Raw genomic sequence first — 19,523 nt, 5'->3', positions numbered from 1 at the left:
CGGCGCTTTCGCCACGGCGCTTTTCCCGTGAAATGCACAGGAAACAGGCAACGCCGCGCGGCGCGCAGATTTTCACACGCCTCCTAAAATTTACCGTTTGATAAAAAATCAAACCGTGGCACAGTCTGGCCAGACAAACCCAGGGAGACGCCATGACCAGCCCCCTCACCCCCGGCCTCGCGGCCGGTCGGCTTGATACCGAAACGCTTGCACGCAACTTCGACGACCTGCACGCCCCCTATGACGCGCACGAAGCGCGGGTGGCGGCGGATCGCTGCTATTTCTGCCATGATGCGCCCTGCACCATCGCCTGCCCGACAGAGATCGACATCCCCCTGTTCATCCGGCAGATCGCGACCGGTCAGCCCGAGGCGGCAGGCCGGACGATCTTCGAGCAGAACATCCTTGGCGGCATCTGCGCCCGCGTCTGCCCGACCGAGACCCTGTGCGAAGAGGCCTGCGTGCGCATGACCGCCGAGGAAAAGCCGGTCGAGATCGGCAGGCTTCAACGCTATGCCACCGACAGCGTGATGGCGCGGCAGGACCATCCCTTTGCCCGCGCGGCAGAGACCGGCAAGCGCATCGCCGTCGTGGGCGCGGGCCCTGCGGGCCTGTCCTGCGCGCACCGCCTTGCGATGAAGGGCCACAGCGTCGACCTGTTCGACGCCAAGCCCAAGCCCGGCGGGCTGAACGAATACGGCATCGCCACCTACAAGGCCACGAACGGCTTTGCCGGGCGCGAGGTCGACTGGCTGATGCAGATCGGCGGGATCACCCTGCACACCGGCAAGGCGCTGGGAACGGACCTGTCTCTGGACACGCTGACCGCCGAATATGACGCGGTCTTCCTTGGCATGGGTCTGGGGGCGGTGAACGCGCTGACCTGCGACGGCAATGACCGCGAGGGCGTGGCGGATGCGGTCGACTTCATCGCCGAGTTGCGGCAGGCCTCCGACCTGACCACCCTGCCCATCGGGCGCAACGTGGTGGTGATCGGCGGCGGCATGACCGCCGTGGACGCCGCCGTGCAGGCGAAACTGCTGGGCGCGCAGAATGTAACGCTGGCCTATCGCCGGTCGCGCGCGCGCATGGGCGCCTCGGAATACGAACAGGATCTGGCCGCCTCCAAGGGCGTGACGATCCTGACCAATGTCGTCCCCGTTGCCATCCACGGCAACGGCGCGGTGCGCGAGATCGAGTTGGAATACACCGTCGAGGACGGCGGCACGCTGCAAGGCACCGGCGAAACCGTGCGCCTGCCCGCCGATCAGATCTTTCGGGCCATTGGCCAGACGCTGGTCGCGCCGCAGGGCCCGGAACTGGAGCGCGGCAAGATCAAGGTCACGGAAACCGGCCGCACCTCGATGGAGGGCGTCTGGGCCGGGGGCGACTGCACGCCCGGCGAAGACCTGACCGTGGTCGCCGTCGCCGAAGGCCGCGACGCCGCCGAAGACATTCACGCCGCGCTGATGCGCTGAGCACCGACAAACGACAGGAGCCGCGACATGGCCGATCTCACCACCAATTTCCTCGGGATTTCATCGCCCAACCCGTTCTGGCTGGCCTCCGCGCCGCCCACCGACAAGGAATACAACGTCCGCCGCGCCTTTGACGCGGGCTGGGGCGGTGTCGTCTGGAAGACGCTGGGCGCCGAAGGCCCGCCCGTCGTGAACGTCAACGGCCCGCGCTATGGCGTGATCTACGGCGCCGACCGGCGCGTGCTGGGGATCAACAATATCGAGCTGATCACCGACCGCCCTTTGGAGACGAACCTCGAAGAAATGGCGCGGGTGAAGGCCGACTATCCGGATCGCGCGCTGATCGCCTCGATCATGGTGCCCTGCGACGAGGCGTCGTGGAAGGCGATCCTGCCGCGCGTGGCGGAAACGGGATGTGACGGGATCGAGCTGAACTTCGGCTGCCCGCATGGCATGTCGGAACGCGGCATGGGGGCCGCCGTGGGACAGGTGCCCGAATATATCGAGATGGTCACCCGCTGGTGCAAGCAATACTACGACAAGCCGGTGATCGTGAAGCTGACGCCCAATATCACCGACATCCGCTACCCGGCGCGTGCGGCGAAGAATGGCGGGGCCGATGCGGTCTCCCTCATCAACACGATTTCCTCGATCACCTCGGTCAATCTGGATGATTTCAGCCCCGAGCCGTCCATCGACGGCAAGGGCAGCCATGGCGGCTATTGCGGCCCGGCGGTGAAGCCCATCGCCATGAACATGGTCGCCGAGATCGCCCGCGATCCCGAAACCCACGGCCTGCCGATTTCCGGCATTGGCGGCGTGACGACGTGGCGCGACGCGGCCGAGTTCATCAGCCTTGGTTGTGGCAACGTGCAGGTCTGCACCGCCGCGATGACCTATGGCTTCAAGATCGTCGAAGAGATGAAGCGCGGCCTGTCCGAGTGGATGGACCAGAAAGGCTATGCCTCCATCGACGACTTCAAGGGGCGCGCGGTGCCCAACGTCACCGACTGGCAGTACCTGAACCTCAACTACATCACCAAGGCGCGCATCGATCAGGAGGCCTGCATCAAATGCGGGCGCTGCTATGCCGCCTGCGAGGATACTTCGCACCAAGCGATCTGGATGCATGAGGGGCGGGTCTTCGAGGTCAACGATGCGGAATGCGTGGCCTGCAACTTGTGCATCGATGTCTGCCCGGTCGAGAACTGCATCACGATGGAGCGTCTGGCCCCGGGCACGATCGACCCGCGCACCGGGCGCGAGGTGCCCGCCGAATATGGCAACTGGACGCAGCACCCCAACAACCCGATGGCGAAGGCGGCGGAGTAAGCGACGTGTTTCGCCGCGCCTTGCGCGGCGACCCGCGCGCCCCTGCGGGGCGCGCAAAAGGGGGCTCTGCCCCCGCCCGTACCGGGCTCCCCCGAGATATTTCGGGACCAAAGAAGCCTGGGAACAATGTCTCGAGGACAGGTGCCGCTCAGGCAGTGGTGTCGCCAAGCAATCGGGCGAACAGCGTTTCCAGATGCTGTTCGGCTCCGGGAAACGGGTCATCGTGGCCCAGAACGGCCCGGACCTGCACATCGAAATCGGCGTAGTGCTGGGTCAGCGCCCAGATCGAAAAGATCAGGTGGACCGGGTCACAGGGCGCAATCCGCCCCGCGTGCATCCAGTCCCGGATCACCGCCGCTTTTTCGTGCACAAGCGTCTTCAGGTCGGTTTCCAGCACCGGCCCGAGCGTCGGCGCGCCGCGCACGATCTCATTGGCGAACAGACGGCTTTCGCGGGGGAAATCGCGGCTCATTTCCAGCTTGCGACGGACATAGGCCATGATCTCGGACCTCGGGTCGCCTTTTGGGTCCATCGCCTTGAGCGGGTCGAGCCAAGTGGCCAGAAGCCCGCCCATAAGCTCTTGAAACACCGCCTCTTTCGACGGGTAGTAATATAGCAGGTTGGGTTTGGACAGGCCCGCTTCGGCGGCGATGCGATCCAGCGTGGCGCCCCGGAACCCCTCGGCAGAGAAGACTTCGAGCGCGGCATCGAGGATCGTCTCCCGCTTCTTGCGCTGGATTCGCGTCATGGGACGGTTTTCGACCGTTTCGGGTTGTGCTGCTTTTTCGCTCATTGGCCCGATGTCTCCGCTTATTTTCGCAGCATGCCCCCGCAAGGCCCGCGCGGTTCTTGACTGGTGGCCCGCCTCTGTTACGCTCCGGTTTGACCAAGTGGTCAAAAGCGATGCTCGGATCATCGGATCACAAAATGGCCTTTGTGTATAGGGCTTTGGGACAGGGGACACAACATGGCACAACCGGCAGCGAATATGGTGGTTAACGGCGACCGCCTGTGGGATAGCCTGATGGAGATGGCCAAGATCGGCCCCGGTGTGGCGGGGGGCAACAACCGCCAGACCCTGACCGATGCGGATGGCGAGGGGCGCGCGCTGTTCCAGAAATGGTGTGAGGAGGCGGGCTGTACGATGGGGCTCGACCAGATGGGCAACATGTTCGCCCGGCGCGAGGGCACGGACCCGGACGCCCTGCCCGTCTATGTGGGCAGCCATCTGGATACGCAGCCGACTGGCGGCAAGTATGACGGGGTGTTGGGCGTGCTTGGCGGGCTGGAGATCATCCGGACGCTCAATGACCTTGGCATCAAGACGAAACACCCGATCGTCGTGACCAACTGGACCAACGAGGAAGGCACGCGCTACGCGCCTGCGATGCTGTCCTCGGGCGTGTTTGCCGGGGTGCATACGCAGGATTGGGCCTATGCGCGCGAGGATGCCGAAGGCAAGAAATTCGGCGATGAGCTGGAGCGGATCGGCTGGAAGGGTGACGAGGAAGTCGGCGCGCGCAAGATGCACGCCTTCTTTGAATTGCACATCGAACAGGGGCCCATTCTGGAGGCCGAGGGCGTCGATATCGGCGTCGTGACCCACGGTCAGGGGCTGTCATGGACGCAGGTGACGGTGGTCGGCAAGGACGCGCATACCGGCTCCACCCCCATGCCGATGCGCCGCAATGCGGGCCTTGGCATGGCGCGCATTCTGGAGGCGGTGGACGAGATCGCGCTGAGCCACGCGCCGCATGCGGTGGGCGCTGCGGGCCATATCGACGTCTACCCGAACTCGCGCAACGTGATCCCCGGCAAGGTGGTGTTCACCGTCGATTTTCGCTCGCCCGAGCTGGACGTGATCCGCGACATGGAGGTGCGCCTGCGCGCGGCGGCGAAGGAGATCTGCGATACGCTGGATCTGGATGTGAGCTTCGAGAAGGTCGGGGGCTTTGACCCGGTGGCCTTTGACGCGGGCCGCGTTCAGGCAGTGCGCGGCGCGGCAGAGCGGCTGGGCTATTCGCATCGCGACATCATCTCGGGCGCGGGGCATGACGCCTGCTGGATCAATCAAGTGGCGCCGACGGCGATGGTGATGTGCCCCTGCGTGGACGGACTTTCGCACAACGAGGCCGAGGAGATTTCCAAGGACTGGGCCAAGGCCGGGGCGGACGTGCTGTTCCACGCGGTCGTCGAGACGGCGGAGATTGTGGAGTGAGGGGGCGCTCCCCCACCCCTGCGGGGCTCCCCCGGCGTATTTTCGCACCAGAAAAGCCAATCCGCCGGGTCGGTGGCGATAGGACATCTAAATGAAGACACTTCCATGCTTCAGCTTGGTCCCAACACCAGCAGACGAGGCTGCGCGCGCTTCAAAGGGCTTCGCATGGGCTGATCAATCGGTTGGTCGACGCCATCAATTGGGTGGCACGCCAACGCATATCCAAGGGGAGTACGTGCCCAACTGTGCCGCCTGCGAAACACCGATGACATTTTACGCTCAACTGGACTCGATCGACGATGAGCATTGTGTGGCCGATGTCGGCTTGATCCACGTTTGGCTGTGCTTTGCGTGTTTCGAAGCCAAGGCCGTCGTGGACACATGAACAAAGGTATCAGATGCGCCTGTCACATATGCACTCCGACTTCGCCACCCTTACCGGTTCACACGTCTTGAGCGGTGCACAGGTGACGTGGATGACACTGGACGAAAACGGTGAGCTACAATGTCTATGCGGAGCCGAGGGGCACACTGTCCCAGAGGGGCGCATTATCGGCTTGCAGGAACTTCGCGACCTCGACCCCACCCTTCCCGATCTAGACCTTGCGCCGGGCCAGTCGGCGGCGCTCAATGAAAATGGCCAGTGGCAAATAGAACCGCTAGCGACAACAGGAGGTATGACATGACCACCATCATCAAGAACGGCACCATCGTCACCCATGACCGGACCTACAAGGCCGATGTCGCCATCGACGGCGGCGTGATCACGGAAATCGGCCCGGACCTGAAGGGCGATGAAACCCTCGACGCGACCGGGTGCTATGTCATGCCCGGCGGCATCGACCCGCATACGCATCTGGAAATGCCCTTCATGGGCACCTATTCCAGCGACGATTTCGACTCTGGCACGCAGGCGGCGTTGTCGGGCGGCACCACGATGGTGGTCGATTTCGCCCTGCCCTCCCCCGGTCAAGGGCTGCTGGATGCGCTCAAGATGTGGGACAACAAATCCACCCGCGCGCATTGCGACTATTCCTTCCACATGGCGGTCACGTGGTGGTCTGAGCAGGTCTTCAACGAGATGGAGACCGTGGTGAAGGAACGCGGCATCAACACCTTCAAGCACTTCATGGCCTATAAGGGCGCGCTGATGGTGAATGATGACGAGATGTATGCGTCCTTCCAGCGGCTTGCCGAACTGGGCGCCATCGCCATGGTCCATGCCGAAAACGGCGACGTTGTTGCGGAACTGTCGGCCAAGCTGCTGGCGGCGGGCAATACCGGCCCCGAGGCCCACGCCTATTCCCGCCCCCCGCAGGTCGAGGGCGAGGCAACCAACCGCGCGATCATGATCGCCGACATGGCAGGGGTGCCTTTGTACGTGGTGCATACCTCCTGCGAGGAGTCCCACGAGGCCATCCGCCGCGCCCGCCAGCAGGGCAAGCGCGTCTGGGGCGAGCCGCTGATCCAGCACCTGACGCTGGACGAGAGCGAGTATTTCAACCCCGATTGGGACCACGCCGCGCGCCGGGTCATGTCGCCCCCCTTCCGCAACAAGCAGCATCAGGACAGCCTGTGGGCGGGGCTTCAGGCCGGGTCGCTGAGCGTCGTGGCCACCGATCACTGCGCCTTTACCACCGATCAAAAGCGCTTTGGCGTGGGCGATTTCACCAAGATCCCCAACGGCACGGGCGGGCTTGAGGACCGGATGCCGATGCTTTGGACCTATGGGGTCGGCACGGGCCGCCTGACGCCCGAGGAATTCGTTGCCGTCACCTCGACCAACATCGCCAAGATCCTGAATTGTTACCCGAAAAAGGGCGCGATCCTGCCCGGCGCCGATGCCGATATCGTCGTCTGGGATCCGGAAAAGACCAAGACGATCACCGCGTCGAAACAGGTTTCGGCGATCGACTACAACGTCTTCGAGGGCAAGGAGGTCAAGGGCCTGCCGCGCTTCACCCTGACGCGCGGGCATGTGGCGGTGCATGACGGCGAGTTGCGGTCCAAGGCCGGGCATGGCGAATTCGTCAAGCGCGCGCCGAACACGGCGACGAACAAGGCGCTGTCCACATGGAAGGAACTGACCGCGCCCCGCCCGGTGGAACGCACGGGCATCCCGGCGACGGGGGTGTGACCCTTGCTGGACTGGCTGGCACTTATCATTTCGCTTTGTGCCGCAGCCTTGGCGTTATGGTCGTTGAACATCCAGCGACGCGATAGCTTGACCGAACAGAAAAGGTTCATGCGAGAAACAATCACCATCTTGCATGAGCACCTTCAAGACAGTGCGTTCAGGTCCGCGCGGCAAGCACATGGCAAAGTATTCCAAAAGGCCTATGAAGACATGGATGCTGAGCAAAAGGAGAACGCGCGCAAAATCCTTGCGCAATACGGTGTGCTAGGACGCCTGATCAAGCACGACGCCATCAGCCGAGAGCTTTTTTTGAACTTTTGGGAGTCGACCTTCCGTCGCGATTGGAGTCGGCTAGTGGCGTTCGTTGAGTCAGAGCGGCAAAGCACTGGCAACACGGAACTTTTCAGTGCGGCAGAATGGATCGCAAAGGACATTGATAGGGACGATGCACGATGAGACCGTGCGCCTACCTTTGCATCTGCTTGCAAGGCCTTTCGAAAGGCCTTGTTGGCGCTCCGCTCGGAGCGGGGCAACAAGCGCCTTCGAAGGCGCTTGTCCAAGGCGCTTCGAAGCGCCTTGCCCGCCCAGCCACGAAGGCCGTGCCATGCCCCTGCTGACCGGCATCCTCGAAGCGGCGCTCTATGTCGATGACCTCGACGCGGCGCACCGTTTCTACGGCCAGATGCTGGGCCTCGAACAGATCACCCGTGTCGATGGCCGCCATGCCTTCTACCGCGCGGGCGCAACCATCGTCCTGCTCTTCCTGCCCGACGCCACCGCCATTCCCCCGGCCAAAGATGCCCTGCCCGTGCCCCCGCACGGTGCGCATGGCCCCGGCCATCTGTGCTTTGCCTGCCCCGGAGAGGCGCTTGACCAGATGCGGGCACTTCTGGAAGATCACGGCTTGACCATCGAGTCAGATTTCAACTGGCCCCACGGCCCCCGATCCATCTATGTGCGCGATCCCGCTGGCAACAGCGTCGAATTCGCCGACCCCACGCTCTGGAGCCCCACTGCATGACGACCGACCCGGTCATTACGGCCAAACATCTCGACCTGACCTTCCAGACAAATGACGGGCCGGTGCACGCCCTCAAGGACGTCAATCTCGACATCCCGCAGGGCAGTTTCGTCAGCTTCATCGGGCCATCGGGCTGCGGCAAGACCACCTTCCTGCGCTGCGTCGCCGGGCTGGAAACGCCCACTGGCGGCACCCTGACGGTGAACGGCATGACCCCTGACGAGGCCCGCCGCAAGCGCGCCTATGGCTATGTCTTTCAGGCGGCGGGGCTGTACCCGTGGCGCACGATTGGCCGCAACGTCGCCCTGCCGCTGGAGATCATGGGCTATTCACGCAGCGAACAGGCCGAGCGCGTCGCACGCGTTCTTGAGCTGGTCGAACTGTCCGGGTTCGAAAAGAAATTCCCGTGGCAGCTGTCTGGCGGCATGCAACAGCGCGCCTCCATCGCCCGCGCCCTGTCGTTTGACGCCGATATCCTGCTGATGGACGAACCCTTTGGCGCGTTGGATGAAATCGTCCGCGACCGCCTGAACGAAGAGGTCCTGCGCCTGTGGGACAAGACCGTCAAGACCATCGCCTTCGTCACCCATTCGATCCCCGAGGCTGTCTACCTGTCCACCCATATCGTCGTCATGTCGCCCCGACCGGGCCGTATCACCGATGTGATCGAAAGCCCCCTGCCCAAGGACCGCCCGCTGGATATCCGCGACACGCCGGAATTCATCGAAATCGCCCACCGCGTCCGCGAGGGCCTGCGCGCGGGGTACGAGGAATGATCCGGCGCGCCACCCGCGACGACATCCCCGCCATGGCCCGCATCGTCTGCGACTGGGAGCGGGCGCAACCCTACATTGCCGACCCCGGCCATGAGGCGGATATCATTCCTCTCATCGAACAGGCCTTCGATGCGCGCGAGATTTACGTGACCGGCGCGCCGGTCGATGGCTACATGTCGCTCGACCCCGCACAGGGCAAGATCGGCGCGATCTACCTGACCCGTCCCGGCACCGGCCTTGGCAAGACCCTGATCGACATGGCCAAGGACGGGCGCGATTTCCTCTGGCTGACCGTCTTTCCCGAGAACACCCGCGCCTTTGCCTTTTACCGGCGCGAGGGGTTCCGGCTCGCCTCCTCCATCCCTGCCGCCGCCCCTGCGGTGATGCGCATGGAATGGCAGCGGGAGGGCGCGGCATGACCAAACGCTGGCAATTCCCCCCGGTGCTGGCCATGGTGCTGGCCCTGATCGGCTTGTGGTATCTGGCCGCGATCCCGATGAACATCAAGGAAGTCCTGACCGCCGCCGAGCGCGCGGGCGCGACGGTCCAACCCGCCTCCGCGCAGGAACGGCGCGACATGTCGAACCTGTCGCTGGTGTTCCAGAACCCCGGCCAGATCGGCGACAGCTGGTCGACCCAGCGCCCGATCCTGCCTGCGCCGCATAACGTGCTGGTCGAGCTTTACGATTCCACCATCGACGAGGAACTCAACGGCCGCCGCGGGCTGGTGCGCTCCGGCTCGCTGTCCAATCGCTCGCTGGTCTATCACGGGCTGGTCACGCTCAACGCGACTTTCCTCGGCTTTCTCATCGGGTCCTGCCTCGGCATCGCGCTGGCCGTCGGCATCGTCCACAGCCGCGTCATGGATATGAGCGTCATGCCATGGGCGATCATCAGCCAGACCATTCCCATCGTCGCGCTCGCCCCCATGATCATCGTCGTGCTCTATTCCATCGGGATACAGGGGCTGATCCCCAAGGCGGTGATCTCGGCCTACCTGTCCTTCTTCCCCGTGGTCGTCGGCATGGTCAAAGGGCTGCGCAGCCCCGATCACATGCAGATGGACCTGATGCGCACCTACAATGCGGGGCAAATGACCGTGCTGAGCAAGCTGCGCCTGCCCTCTTCCGTGCCCTATCTGTTCGCCAGCCTGAAAATCGCCATCGCCGCCAGCCTCGTCGGCGCCATCGTGGGCGAGTTGCCGGTGCAGAAAGGCGGGCTTGGCGCGCGGATGCTGGCGGGCAGCTATTACGGCCAGATGGAACAGATCTGGGCCGCGCTCTTCATGGCCGCCGCGCTGGCCGCGATCCTCGTCTGGGCCATCGGGGCCGCCGAGAAGGCCACGCTCAGGAAAATGGGAATGGCGCAATGATCCTTAAAAACGCACCCTGTTTCTTCTTGGTCCAAATACCCTCGCCGAAGGCGTCCAACCGCGCCACAAACCCCGGAGGTGATCGATGACACAGGTCCTCTCCGCCTTCGCCGTCTGGGCTGCGGGCTTTGCCCTGAACCTCTGGCTCGCCAACGGCCCGGCCCGCGACACCGCCGCCACGCGGCTGGCCGTGCCGATGATCTTTGGCGCGACGATCCTGCTGATGTGGGAGCTTCTGGTGCGCGGCCTCGGCGTGCCCACCGTCATCCTGCCGCCACCCTCGATGATCGCGCAGACCTTTGCCGCCAACTTGCCCGTGCTCTGGGCCGACTTCACCCAGACCATCCTCAAGGGCGCGCTGTCCGGTTACATCATCGGCTGCGGCGCGGCCTTCCTGACGGCGCTGCTGGTGGATCGCTACGACTACCTCAAACGCGGGCTTCTGCCGCTGGGCAACTTCATGGCGGCGCTGCCCATCGTGGGCACGGCGCCGATCCTCGTGATGTGGTTCGGCTTTGGCTGGCAGTCCAAGGCCGCCGTGGTCGTGCTGATGGTCTATTTCCCGATGCTGGTGAACACGGTGGCGGGGCTGCAAGACACGACGTCGATGCAGCGCGACCTGATGCACACCTATGCCAGCACATGGGGCCAGACCTTGCGCCTGCTGCGCCTGCCTGCCGCCTTGCCCTTCATCTTCAACGGGTTGAAAATTTCAACCACGCTGGCGCTGATCGGCGCGATCGTTGCCGAGTTCTTCGGCAGCCCGACCCAAGGCTTGGGCTTTCGCATTTCCACCAGCATTGGCGCGCTTGACCTTGGCATGGTCTGGGCCGCCATTCTCGTCTCGGCGCTGGCCGGGACAGCGTTCTACGGGGGCATGACGGCGCTGGAACGCCGTTTGACCTTCTGGCACGCGTCACAACGAAAATAACAAACCACCAACAAGGAGAAAGACACATGAAAAACCTCATCCTCGGCACCACCGCCGCTATGGCGCTGGCCGCACCGGCATGGGCGGCAGACGACGTGACCCTGCAACTGAAATGGGTCACGCAGGCGCAATTCGCGGGCTATTACGTGGCGCTGGAGAACGGCTATTACGACGAGGCCGACCTGAACGTGACCATTCTGCCCGGCGGGCCGGATATCGCACCGACGCAGGTGATCGCGGGCGGCGGGGCCGATGTGATCGTCGAATGGATGCCTGCCGCGCTGGCCGCGCGTGAAAACGGCCTGCCGCTGGTCAACATCGCCCAGCCCTTCAAGTCGTCGGGCATGATGCTGACCTGCTGGAAAGATGCCGGGATCGCCGCGCCGGAGGATCTGGACAACCGCACGCTGGGTGTCTGGTTCTTTGGCAACGAATACCCGTTCCTGTCGTGGATGTCGTCGCTGGGGATCGACACCGATGGCAAGGCCGAAGGGTCTGTCGAGGTGCTGAAACAGGGCTTCAACGTCGATCCGCTGCTGCAGCGGCAGGCGGATTGCATCTCGACCATGACCTATAACGAATACTGGCAGGTCATCGATGCGGGCGTCACCGCCGAGGAACTGGTGACCTTCAAGTATCAGGATCAGGGCGTCGCCACGATGGAAGACGGGCTGTATGTGCTGGAGGAAAACCTGTCCGACGAGGCCTTCAAGGACAAGATGGCGCGGTTTGTCGCGGCGTCGATGCAGGGCTGGAAATGGGCCGAGGAAAACCCCGAGGACGCGGCGATGATCGTGCTCGACTATGACGAGACCGGCGCCCAGACCGAGCAGCACCAGATCCGCATGATGGGAGAGGTTGCCAAGCTGACAGCCGGTTCCAACGGTGCGCTCGACCCGGCGGATTACCAGCGCACGGTCGACACGCTGTTGGCCGGTGGCTCGGATCCGGTGATCACCAAGGCCCCCGAGGGTGCCTATACGCTGGAAATCACGGATGCAGCCCTGAACTGACTTGGTGTAGGGCGGGGTTAACCCCGCCCTACTCTCGGATCATCTGCTTGGCAGCCTCGACCACGGCTTCGACCGTGATCCCGAAATGCGCGTACAGAGCCGGCCCTACGGCAGACGCCCCGAACCCCTCCATCCCGATGAAGCGATCCGTGGGGCGCAGCCAGCGCTCCCACCCGAATTGCAGCGCCGCTTCGATGGCGATGCGCGGCGCCTCGCCCAGAACGTCGGCGCGATAGGCGGCGGGCTGTTCCATGAACAGCTCCCAGCAGGGCATCGACACAACGGTCGCTGAAATCCCCTGTGCGGCCAAGACCTTGCGCGCCTCCATCGCCAGCCCGACCTCGGTCCCCGTGGCCACCAAGGTCACGTCGCGCCGCCCGTTGTCCTCCAGAATATACGCCCCGCGCGCCGTCAAGTTCTGCCCGGACCCGGCCCGCACCTGCACCGCGTCCTGCCGCGACAGCGCCAGCATGGAGGGGCCGTGACGGTGTTCCTGAGCCAGCCGCCATGCCTCGGCGGTCTCAACCGCATCGGCGGGGCGGAACACACGCATGTTCGGCATGGCGCGGAACGCCGCCAATATCTCCACCGGCTGGTGCGTCGGCCCGTTCGACCCGCAGCCGATGCTGTCATGCGAGAACACGAACAGCCCCGGCAGACCCATCAGCGCGCACATGCGCATCGCCGGGCGTTCATAATCCGCAAAGGCCAGATAGGTCACGTTCACCGGGCGCAGACCGCCATGCGCCGCGATCCCGCAGGTCATCGCGCCCATCAGGTGTTCGCGCACGCCGCAATGCACATAGGACCCGCCCCGGTCATGTCGGGTGAACGCCCGCCGCCCGCGCTTGTGGTTGGTCGGGGCCTCCAGATCGGCGCAGAGCACCATCATCTCGGGCACAGCCTCGTGCAGCGCGTCGCAAACATCGCCCGAGGATAGGATCGTCGGGCGCGCGTCGCTTTGCGCTTCGGCCTCGGCCAGAATGCGCTGCATCTCCGGCTGCCAATCGTCAGACAAGCGACCGCTGATCCACCGGTCGAACTCCGCTTGCTCGGGATGCCCGGCCAGTCGTGCGGACCACTCGTGATGCGCCTGCGTGCCGCGCGCCAGCGCGCTTTGCCAGTCGTCATACACCGCTTGCGGCACCTCGAACGGGGGGTGATCCCAGCCCAACGCCGCGCAGGCATCCACCCGGTCCTCCGGGGTCAGGGGCGCGCTGTGGCCACCGCGTTGCCCTTGCAGACGGGGGATGCCCTTGGCGATCACCGTGCGGCAGGCGATCAGCGACGGGCGCGGATCGGCGCGCGCCGCCGCCATCGCCGCGTCCAGCGCCGCGATGTCATGCCCGTCGACCGAAACCACATGCCATCCGGCGGCGGCAAAGCGCGCCGGGACGTCCTCGGAGATCGACAGCGCCGTGTCGCCATCATCGGTGATGTGGTTGTCATCCCAAAGGAATGTCAGCTTGCCCAGACCCAGATGCCCGGCGAGCGAGATCGCCTCTTGCCCCATCCCCTCTTGCAGGCAGCCATCGCCGACAAAGGCCCATGTCCGATGATCCACCAGATCGGCGCCAAAGCGCGCTTGCAGCCGCGCCTCGGCCACGGCCATGCCGACCGCGCAGGCGATGCCCTGCCCCAACAGGCCGGTGGTGATCTCGATCCCGGCATGCTGCTCGATCTCGGGATGGCCCGCGCAGACAGAGCCCAGCGTGCGGAAGGATTTCAGCGCCTCGACCGAGACCGCCTCGACCCCCGACAGGTGCAAGAGCGCATATAGCAGGGTCGAGCCATGCCCGTTCGACAAGACCACCCTGTCCCGATCCGGCCAGAGCGGGTCCTTGGCGTCGTATTTCAGGTGGTTGGCATAGAGCGTCGCCGCGATCTCTGCCATCCCCAAGGGCACGCCCTGATGCCCCTCGCGCGCGTTCAGGATCGTATCGAGCGCGGCAAAGCGGATCGCCTGCGCCATGGTCTGGATATCGCTCATCGAAGTCTCCCCCGGTTTTCCCCTTCCTAACCGGATTTCCGCATGGCCGCCGTGCAGAAATTCTAAAACCGGGGTGAAGCTGAGGTTACGATGGAATCCACCAGTCAAAGCCGCGCGGCGTGGTGACATATTCTGGCCAGCGGAAACCGATGGGCGGGTCGTAGTCACACAATGGCGCGATCCAATCCGGGCCGCCGATGCCCCCCGTCCGGTCGTGGAACTCGTGCCACATCCGGGCGCGCAAGTCGGGATCGGTCAGCACCGCCAGCCCCGACAGGGCCAGCACCCGCGCCGCCGTGTCGATCATCGGGTCGATGGTTTCCGGCATACCACCCAAAGCGTTCAGCACCCAGTTGGGATAGGCACAACCTTCGGGCGCGCGCAGGGCCGGACGCCCGATATACAGCCGCGCGGTGGGCGCGTGCCATGTCATGTCGGTATAATCGTCCGAGGTCGAATGGCGCTGGTTCGGCATCAGGGTCTCGCGCAGCTGACGCTCGGCCTCCTGCGGGTCGATCAGCTGTTCGATGCGCGGCAGGAAGGGGGACTCCATTTCCTCCAACCCGAGGTTTTTCTGGATGTCCCGGGCCTTGGCCCGCGCGGCCTCCCCCCAGTGCGGCGCGCCCACGGTCTGCAACGCGCCCCAGACCGCCTCGGCCAGCGCGTGATTGGCCAGACCGGGGCGCGACTTGCAGACCCAGTGCCGCTCCCACCGGCAGCCGGTCATGTCGGCGGCGGCCTGCGCGTTCCGATCCAGCATGGCGATGATCCGTTCGGCCTGCGCAATGGTCGGCACGCGGGTCATGTACTGGATCTCGGCCAATTCGGCGGGCAGATTGTCGGCGGTGGCCTGACCGGCGGTCAGGATCGCCTCGGAGATCGACCAGCCGCCGTCATGGGGCAAGGCACTGTCGCGCAACGCCTTGGAGCTGAGATACATCAGGTTCAGCGCATCATTTGCGCCGGGCGCGCGCACGTCGCTATGGCTTTGCGGGATCGGCGTGTCGGCGCTGCGCCCCCAGTCCTGAGGGCGGTCGCAGGTGAAACGATAGATCGCGGAATAGGCCGCGCCGCAATGCGTTTCCCACCGGACGGTGTTGCACATCGGGTCCATGTAATAGGGGTGAAAGGACAGGATCGCCGCCAAGCCGTCGTAGTAGCCTTTCGCCGCGTGGATCGGCTTTGACCCGCGCACCTTTTCCGCCGGTTCCCCGGTGAAGCGAATGCCGCCCTTGATGTCATGCGCCTGCATCGCGGCCTTCAGCGCCAAGGCCCCGCCCAAGGACCCCACCCCCAGCCCCGAATGCGGATCGGTATGGCCCCCGGCGGCGCGCGACAGCCCGTCGCGCGGGCGTTCCACCGTGTCTGCGGCCTGACAATTGCCCGGGATGCCGTCATATTCGGCATACATCCCCACCATCGGCCCGTCGCCATTGCGCCATTCGGCGCAAAAGGCGGTGGGCATCCCGGCAGAGCCCTCCTCGACGGTAAAGCCCTGTTCGCGCAGGAAATCCACGTACCACGCGGCAGAGCGGTATTCGCGCCACGCGGTCTCGCCAAAGTCAAAGATCGTCTGCGCCGCCTGTGACAGCGTCTCGCGCAGGGTGTCGACGGCGGTCAGCGCGGTCTGTCGGGCGGCGTTGGTCATGGCGGGCTCCCTTTCGTGGCCGTGGCAGGATGGGGCAAAGCCCCCCGCCCGGCAACCCGCCTCAGCTATCGGCCTGCGCCGCGGTCCTGCGTCGACCGCCGCCGATCAGCGTCACGATATCGGTGGCGATGGCGAGGATATTGGCGCGCGGCGGGATCGCCACGTAGACGGGGCGCCAATCCGGGTCGAACGTCTGCAGAAAGCGGCGCAGCGCGCCCGGATCGTCGAAATGCCGCCCGTGCTTGTAGACCAGCGGCCCCATCCGCGCGGTCAGGCGCGCGCCCCGGCGCGCCTCGGCCCCGGACAGCGGCGCGTTGCCCAGAGAGAAGGCGGCATAGCCTCCGGCGGCGCAGGACAGCAGCACTTCGGTGAAGAGGAAGCCCATGGTTCCGGCAGGTGCGTCGGCCACGTGGCGGTACAGGTCCATAGTCGCAGTCTGCTTCCCGTCCGTCACCCACAGATTGGCGAACCCCACCAACCGATCGCTGTGGCGCACCACGGCGATCGGCGCATGGGCGAGGATGTCGGGGTCGAACGTCCCCACGGCAAACCCCTGTTCGCCGCCGGGTTTGAGTGCCAGCCAGGCGTCCGAGACGGCGCGCAGCTCCTCCATCAGACCGGGCGCATGGGGCGGAAGCAACACCTCGCAGGTCAGCCCCTCGGCCAAGGCTAGCGTGCGCAGCGCCCGCAGCTCGGCCCGGCCCGGTGCGTCGAGGTCGAATCCGTCCAGAGGCACCACCGCCTCTTCGCCCATCTTGATCAGCGCCAGCCCCATATCGATCCAGAGCGGCAGATGCGCTGCCGAGACCGAGTAGAAGATCGGTCGGGCATTGGCGGCATAGGCCGCGTCGTGGAAGGTCCATGCCAGCTGCGGAACCTCCGTCGCGGCGCCAAACGGGTCATGCAGCGCGATCCAGCTGCGCCCCTGCACGCGGTACATCAGCGCCGCATGGCCCTGATCCGAGAACATCAGGCATTTGTCGCCGGTCAGGGCGATATTGGCCTCGGGTTCGGGCTGGGCCATGACCAGCGCGCGGGCGCGCTCCAAAGCCTCTGGACCGGGCAAGTCGGGGCGCAGGCGCCCGGGCCGCAGGGCGAGGATCAGCAGGGCGACCACCAGCACGAGGGTCCCCAGCAGCGCGGCGCGCAGCGCCCGAGGGGCGCTTTGGTCCGAGGCGAATTGCCACCACAGGTCATGCGCATAAGGCGTGGCGCGGTGTGCGAACAGCACCAGCACCAGCAGGCCGCCCACCAGCCCCAGCATCAACAGGCTCCAGCGCAGGCTGAGAATGTCGCGGGTCAGCCGCGTGGGGCGAAAGAACTCGGCCCGGGTCGGCAAGAGGATCAGCAGCGCCGCGACAAGGATCGCCGCGCGTTGGAAGTCGAGCCCGTTGGCGAGGCTCGCGGCGATGCCCGCCGACAAGGCCAGCGCCGCCAGCCACCATGCGCCCTGCACCCGGCGCAACAAGCCATGGGCGATGACCAGCATCGCCACCCCCAGCGCGCTCGACAGCAGCGCGCCGCCCTCCAGAAGGCTGAGCGGCAACAGCCGTTCGAGGTCTTCGGCCAGATCCGAGGTCGGCGGGATCAGGCTCGACAGCATCATGATGGCGCCTGCGGCAAAGACCATCGCGGCGATGGCCAGCGGCACGATGGCGCGCACCGAGGACAAAAGGCCCTGCATCGCGGCGGGCAGCGCGCGGCCTGTGGCCAGTCGCGCTTCGGTCAGGGCCAGCATGATCAGCGCCACGCCGAACGGCACGAGGTAGTAGATCATCCGGAACAGGATCAGCCCCGTCGCCGCCTGTTCGACCGAGACCGAGGGCGGCAGGGCAGCGATGATCACCGTCTCGAACACCCCCACCCCGCCGGGCACGTGGCTGACCACGCCCGCCATGACGCCTGCGGCAAAGACCGCGAGAAAGGTGGCATAGCCGAGTTCCGAGGGCGGCAACAGCAGGTACAGCGTCAGCGACGCCCAGAACAGGTCGAGCCCGGTGAACAGGAACTGCCCCGCCATGATGCCGGGCGACGGGGCGCGCAGGGTGATGCCGCGCACGGTGATTTCCGACTGCCGCAAGGCAATCCAGAACAGGATCGCCACCGACACGGCGACGATGGCCAGTGACAGCCAGCGGATCGCCGGTGGCGACAGCGGGATCAGATGCGCCAAGGCCCCCGGGTGATAGGCCAGCGCGCCAAAGCCGATGATCGTCGCGCCAAAGCCGAAGGCCGACGCGCTGAAGGTGGCGATGGCGGCGATGTCATAGGCCGACAGGCCCAGCGCCGAATAGATGCGATAGCGCACCGCCCCACCGGTGATCGGCCCGGCCCCGATGGTGTTGCCGAAGGCATAGCCCAGAAACGAGCCCAGCGCGATCACCGGCATCGGCAGGCTCTTGCCAAGATAGCGCAGCGCCGACCAGTCATACCCAATGAGCGAGGCATAGCTGGCCGCCGTGGTCAGCAGGGCCAGCCCGAGGATCGGCCATGGCGTGGCCCGCGCCTGCGTCATGACAGAGCGCAGGTCGACCGGTGCCAGCAGGTGATACAGCGCAAAGGCCCCGGCCCCGAACAGGCCCACCGTGATGAAATACGGCAGAAGCGGCGTCAGCCGCTGCCAGACCGTGCTGTCGTCCAGTCTCTGCCCCGGCATCCCGCTCCTCGCCCGTGTTCCGCCAGCCTGCCCGCGGTCAGGACGCCCGGCAGATCGCGGGCAGGCACGGCCTGCCCCGGACATGGCTTACCTCAACAGGACGATTTGGCAAGCTGACATATGGGCCCGCGCGCGGGAACCCTGCCCCGCCTCAGCGCGCGCGGCAGGACAGGCCGCCATCCACGGGCAAGAGCACGCCGTTGATGTATTTCGCCTCGCGCGAGGCGAGGAACACCGCCGCATGGGCCACGTCCCATGCATCGCCCATCTTGCCGGTGGGGCTCATTGCGTCGCGCTCGGCCATCTGTTTCTCGGCGTCGCCGTGATGGCCCTTGAACCCCTCGCCATGGCGCACCAGCGGCGTGTCGATCAGGCCGGGCAGGATCGCGTTGGCGCGGATGCCCTTGGGCGCGTATTGCAGGGCGATGGCGCGCGTCAGGTGGTTCACCGCCGCCTTCGACGTGGCATAGGCCGCCATGTCATAGCCCGAGATACGGATGCCCGCGACCGAGGAGATGTTGGTGATGACGCCATAGCCGCGCTCTTCCATATGCGGCAGGATGTGGCGGGTGGACAGCAGGACGCTTTTGACGTTGACGTCCATCGCGCGGTCCCAGTCCTCCAGCTTCATCGTGACCGGCCCGCCGAAGGGCGTGATGCCAGTATTGTTGTGCAGGATGTCGATCTGGCCAAAGGCGTCGCGCGTGGCGGCGATGGCGGCAGCGATGTCCTCCTCAATGGCGACGTTGCCGGTCAGGGCAATCGCCCGGTTGCCCTCGGCCTCGATGATATGGGCGGTTTCCTCGGCGGCGGCGGTGTTCAGGTCGACGCAGGCCACAGCCGCGCCCGCGCGGGCATAGGCCACGGCGGCGGCCTTGCCATTGCCCCAGCCGGGGCCAGAGGAGCCCGCGCCCAGCACCAAAGCGACGTGATCGGTCAGGTCGAACATCT

At 65.4% G+C, this 19,523-nt stretch carries 17 protein-coding genes; 12 read left to right on the top strand and 5 right to left on the bottom strand.

What is annotated here, in order from left to right:
- The first annotated feature begins 152 nt into the window (after positions 1–152).
- Together D8Z78_RS19350 and preA are read left to right on the top strand one after the other, a co-directional pair.
- Positions 153–1,478: an NAD(P)-dependent oxidoreductase gene (locus D8Z78_RS19350; RefSeq protein ID WP_121631692.1), complete on the top strand. Its 1,326-nt coding sequence runs from the start codon at positions 153–155 to the stop codon at positions 1,476–1,478.
- Between the two features lie 27 nt (positions 1,479–1,505).
- Entirely contained in the window at positions 1,506–2,810 is a 1,305-nt protein-coding gene (preA, locus tag D8Z78_RS19345) for an NAD-dependent dihydropyrimidine dehydrogenase subunit PreA (protein WP_121631693.1), read from the top strand.
- Positions 2,811–2,958: 148 nt separating this feature from the next.
- Here preA and D8Z78_RS19340 read toward each other — a convergent pair whose 3' ends face one another.
- Positions 2,959–3,558, bottom strand: coding sequence for a TetR family transcriptional regulator C-terminal domain-containing protein (locus D8Z78_RS19340; protein ID WP_164933016.1), 600 nt, complete (start codon positions 3,556–3,558; stop codon positions 2,959–2,961).
- A 219-nt stretch (positions 3,559–3,777) separates the two neighbouring features.
- On the opposite strand from D8Z78_RS19340, the gene D8Z78_RS19335 reads away from it, so the two are divergent.
- The 10 genes from D8Z78_RS19335 to D8Z78_RS19290 all read left to right on the top strand — a co-directional run bounded on the left by D8Z78_RS19335 (position 3,778) and on the right by D8Z78_RS19290 (position 12,278).
- On the top strand, positions 3,778–5,028 hold the full coding sequence (locus D8Z78_RS19335) for a Zn-dependent hydrolase (RefSeq protein ID WP_121631695.1): 1,251 nt from the start codon (positions 3,778–3,780) through the stop codon (positions 5,026–5,028).
- A gap of 476 nt (positions 5,029–5,504) precedes the next feature.
- Positions 5,505–5,714, top strand: coding sequence for a hypothetical protein (locus D8Z78_RS24895; RefSeq protein WP_128910865.1), 210 nt, complete (start codon positions 5,505–5,507; stop codon positions 5,712–5,714).
- Positions 5,711–7,165, top strand: coding sequence for a dihydropyrimidinase (gene hydA / locus D8Z78_RS19325; protein ID WP_121631697.1), 1,455 nt, complete (start codon positions 5,711–5,713; stop codon positions 7,163–7,165). Before D8Z78_RS24895 ends, hydA begins: the two co-directional genes overlap by 4 nt.
- 3 nt (positions 7,166–7,168) lie before the next feature.
- Positions 7,169–7,621: a DUF4760 domain-containing protein gene (locus D8Z78_RS19320; protein ID WP_121631698.1), complete on the top strand. Its 453-nt coding sequence runs from the start codon at positions 7,169–7,171 to the stop codon at positions 7,619–7,621.
- A 148-nt stretch (positions 7,622–7,769) separates the two neighbouring features.
- A complete protein-coding gene (locus tag D8Z78_RS19315) occupies positions 7,770–8,186 on the top strand; it encodes a VOC family protein (protein ID WP_121631699.1) in 417 nt (138 codons plus the stop codon).
- A complete protein-coding gene (locus D8Z78_RS19310; RefSeq protein WP_121631700.1) occupies positions 8,183–8,962 on the top strand; it encodes an ABC transporter ATP-binding protein in 780 nt (259 codons plus the stop codon). Before D8Z78_RS19315 ends, D8Z78_RS19310 begins: the two co-directional genes overlap by 4 nt.
- On the top strand, positions 8,959–9,381 hold the full coding sequence (locus D8Z78_RS19305; RefSeq protein ID WP_121631701.1) for a GNAT family N-acetyltransferase: 423 nt from the start codon (positions 8,959–8,961) through the stop codon (positions 9,379–9,381). Before D8Z78_RS19310 ends, D8Z78_RS19305 begins: the two co-directional genes overlap by 4 nt.
- Positions 9,378–10,334, top strand: a complete 957-nt coding sequence (locus tag D8Z78_RS19300; protein WP_121631702.1) for an ABC transporter permease — start codon at positions 9,378–9,380, stop codon at positions 10,332–10,334. Before D8Z78_RS19305 ends, D8Z78_RS19300 begins: the two co-directional genes overlap by 4 nt.
- An 85-nt stretch (positions 10,335–10,419) precedes the next feature.
- Positions 10,420–11,265 (top strand): ABC transporter permease, encoded by an 846-nt coding sequence (locus D8Z78_RS19295; protein ID WP_121631703.1) that lies wholly within the window; start codon positions 10,420–10,422, stop codon positions 11,263–11,265.
- 26 nt (positions 11,266–11,291) lie between these two features.
- Complete coding sequence (locus D8Z78_RS19290; protein WP_121631704.1) at positions 11,292–12,278, top strand: ABC transporter substrate-binding protein; 987 nt, start codon at positions 11,292–11,294, stop codon at positions 12,276–12,278.
- Positions 12,279–12,306: 28 nt separating this feature from the next.
- Here D8Z78_RS19290 and tkt read toward each other — a convergent pair whose 3' ends face one another.
- The 4 genes from tkt to D8Z78_RS19270 form a co-directional block, all read right to left on the bottom strand.
- Positions 12,307–14,268 carry a transketolase gene (gene tkt / locus D8Z78_RS19285; protein WP_128910864.1) on the bottom strand — a complete coding sequence of 654 codons (1,962 nt, stop codon included), beginning with the start codon at positions 14,266–14,268 and terminating at the stop codon, positions 12,307–12,309.
- An 85-nt stretch (positions 14,269–14,353) separates the two neighbouring features.
- Complete coding sequence (locus D8Z78_RS19280) at positions 14,354–15,916, bottom strand: zinc-binding metallopeptidase family protein (RefSeq protein WP_121631706.1); 1,563 nt, start codon at positions 15,914–15,916, stop codon at positions 14,354–14,356.
- Positions 15,917–15,977: 61 nt separating this feature from the next.
- Positions 15,978–18,572, bottom strand: a complete 2,595-nt coding sequence (gene mprF / locus D8Z78_RS19275) for a bifunctional lysylphosphatidylglycerol flippase/synthetase MprF (RefSeq protein ID WP_121631707.1) — start codon at positions 18,570–18,572, stop codon at positions 15,978–15,980.
- 151 nt (positions 18,573–18,723) lie between these two features.
- The gene (locus D8Z78_RS19270) at positions 18,724–19,521 is read right to left on the bottom strand and encodes an SDR family NAD(P)-dependent oxidoreductase (RefSeq protein WP_121631708.1); all 798 of its coding nucleotides are present in this window, start codon (positions 19,519–19,521) and stop codon (positions 18,724–18,726) included.
- Positions 19,522–19,523 lie beyond the last annotated feature (2 nt).

Origin of the sequence: Tropicibacter alexandrii, assembly GCF_003667315.2 — a bacterium.
GTDB classification, from domain to species: Bacteria; Pseudomonadota; Alphaproteobacteria; order Rhodobacterales; family Rhodobacteraceae; genus Tropicibacter; species Tropicibacter alexandrii.
The sequence above is the reverse complement of the archived record's forward strand: the minus strand, read 5'-3'. Positions and strand labels throughout refer to the sequence as shown.

Bases quoted from the DNA above. Each gene is read 5' to 3' on its own strand.
- D8Z78_RS19340 (WP_164933016.1), bottom strand. From the start codon at position 3,558: ATGACGCGAATCCAGCGCAAGAAGCGGGAGACGATCCTCGATGCCGCG.
- D8Z78_RS24895 (WP_128910865.1), top strand. From the start codon at position 5,505: ATGACACTGGACGAAAACGGTGAGCTACAATGTCTATGCGGAGCCGAG.
- D8Z78_RS19300 (WP_121631702.1), top strand. From the start codon at position 9,378: ATGACCAAACGCTGGCAATTCCCCCCGGTGCTGGCCATGGTGCTGGCC.
- D8Z78_RS19295 (WP_121631703.1), top strand. From the start codon at position 10,420: ATGACACAGGTCCTCTCCGCCTTCGCCGTCTGGGCTGCGGGCTTTGCC.
- tkt (WP_128910864.1), bottom strand. From the start codon at position 14,268: ATGAGCGATATCCAGACCATGGCGCAGGCGATCCGCTTTGCCGCGCTC.
- D8Z78_RS19280 (WP_121631706.1), bottom strand. From the start codon at position 15,916: ATGACCAACGCCGCCCGACAGACCGCGCTGACCGCCGTCGACACCCTG.
- D8Z78_RS19270 (WP_121631708.1), bottom strand. From the start codon at position 19,521: ATGTTCGACCTGACCGATCACGTCGCTTTGGTGCTGGGCGCGGGCTCC.
- D8Z78_RS19350 (WP_121631692.1), top strand. From the start codon at position 153: ATGACCAGCCCCCTCACCCCCGGCCTCGCGGCCGGTCGGCTTGATACC.
- D8Z78_RS19315 (WP_121631699.1), top strand. From the start codon at position 7,770: ATGCCCCTGCTGACCGGCATCCTCGAAGCGGCGCTCTATGTCGATGAC.
- D8Z78_RS19310 (WP_121631700.1), top strand. From the start codon at position 8,183: ATGACGACCGACCCGGTCATTACGGCCAAACATCTCGACCTGACCTTC.
- D8Z78_RS19335 (WP_121631695.1), top strand. From the start codon at position 3,778: ATGGCACAACCGGCAGCGAATATGGTGGTTAACGGCGACCGCCTGTGG.
- D8Z78_RS19290 (WP_121631704.1), top strand. From the start codon at position 11,292: ATGAAAAACCTCATCCTCGGCACCACCGCCGCTATGGCGCTGGCCGCA.
- mprF (WP_121631707.1), bottom strand. From the start codon at position 18,572: ATGCCGGGGCAGAGACTGGACGACAGCACGGTCTGGCAGCGGCTGACG.
- preA (WP_121631693.1), top strand. From the start codon at position 1,506: ATGGCCGATCTCACCACCAATTTCCTCGGGATTTCATCGCCCAACCCG.
- D8Z78_RS19305 (WP_121631701.1), top strand. From the start codon at position 8,959: ATGATCCGGCGCGCCACCCGCGACGACATCCCCGCCATGGCCCGCATC.
- hydA (WP_121631697.1), top strand. From the start codon at position 5,711: ATGACCACCATCATCAAGAACGGCACCATCGTCACCCATGACCGGACC.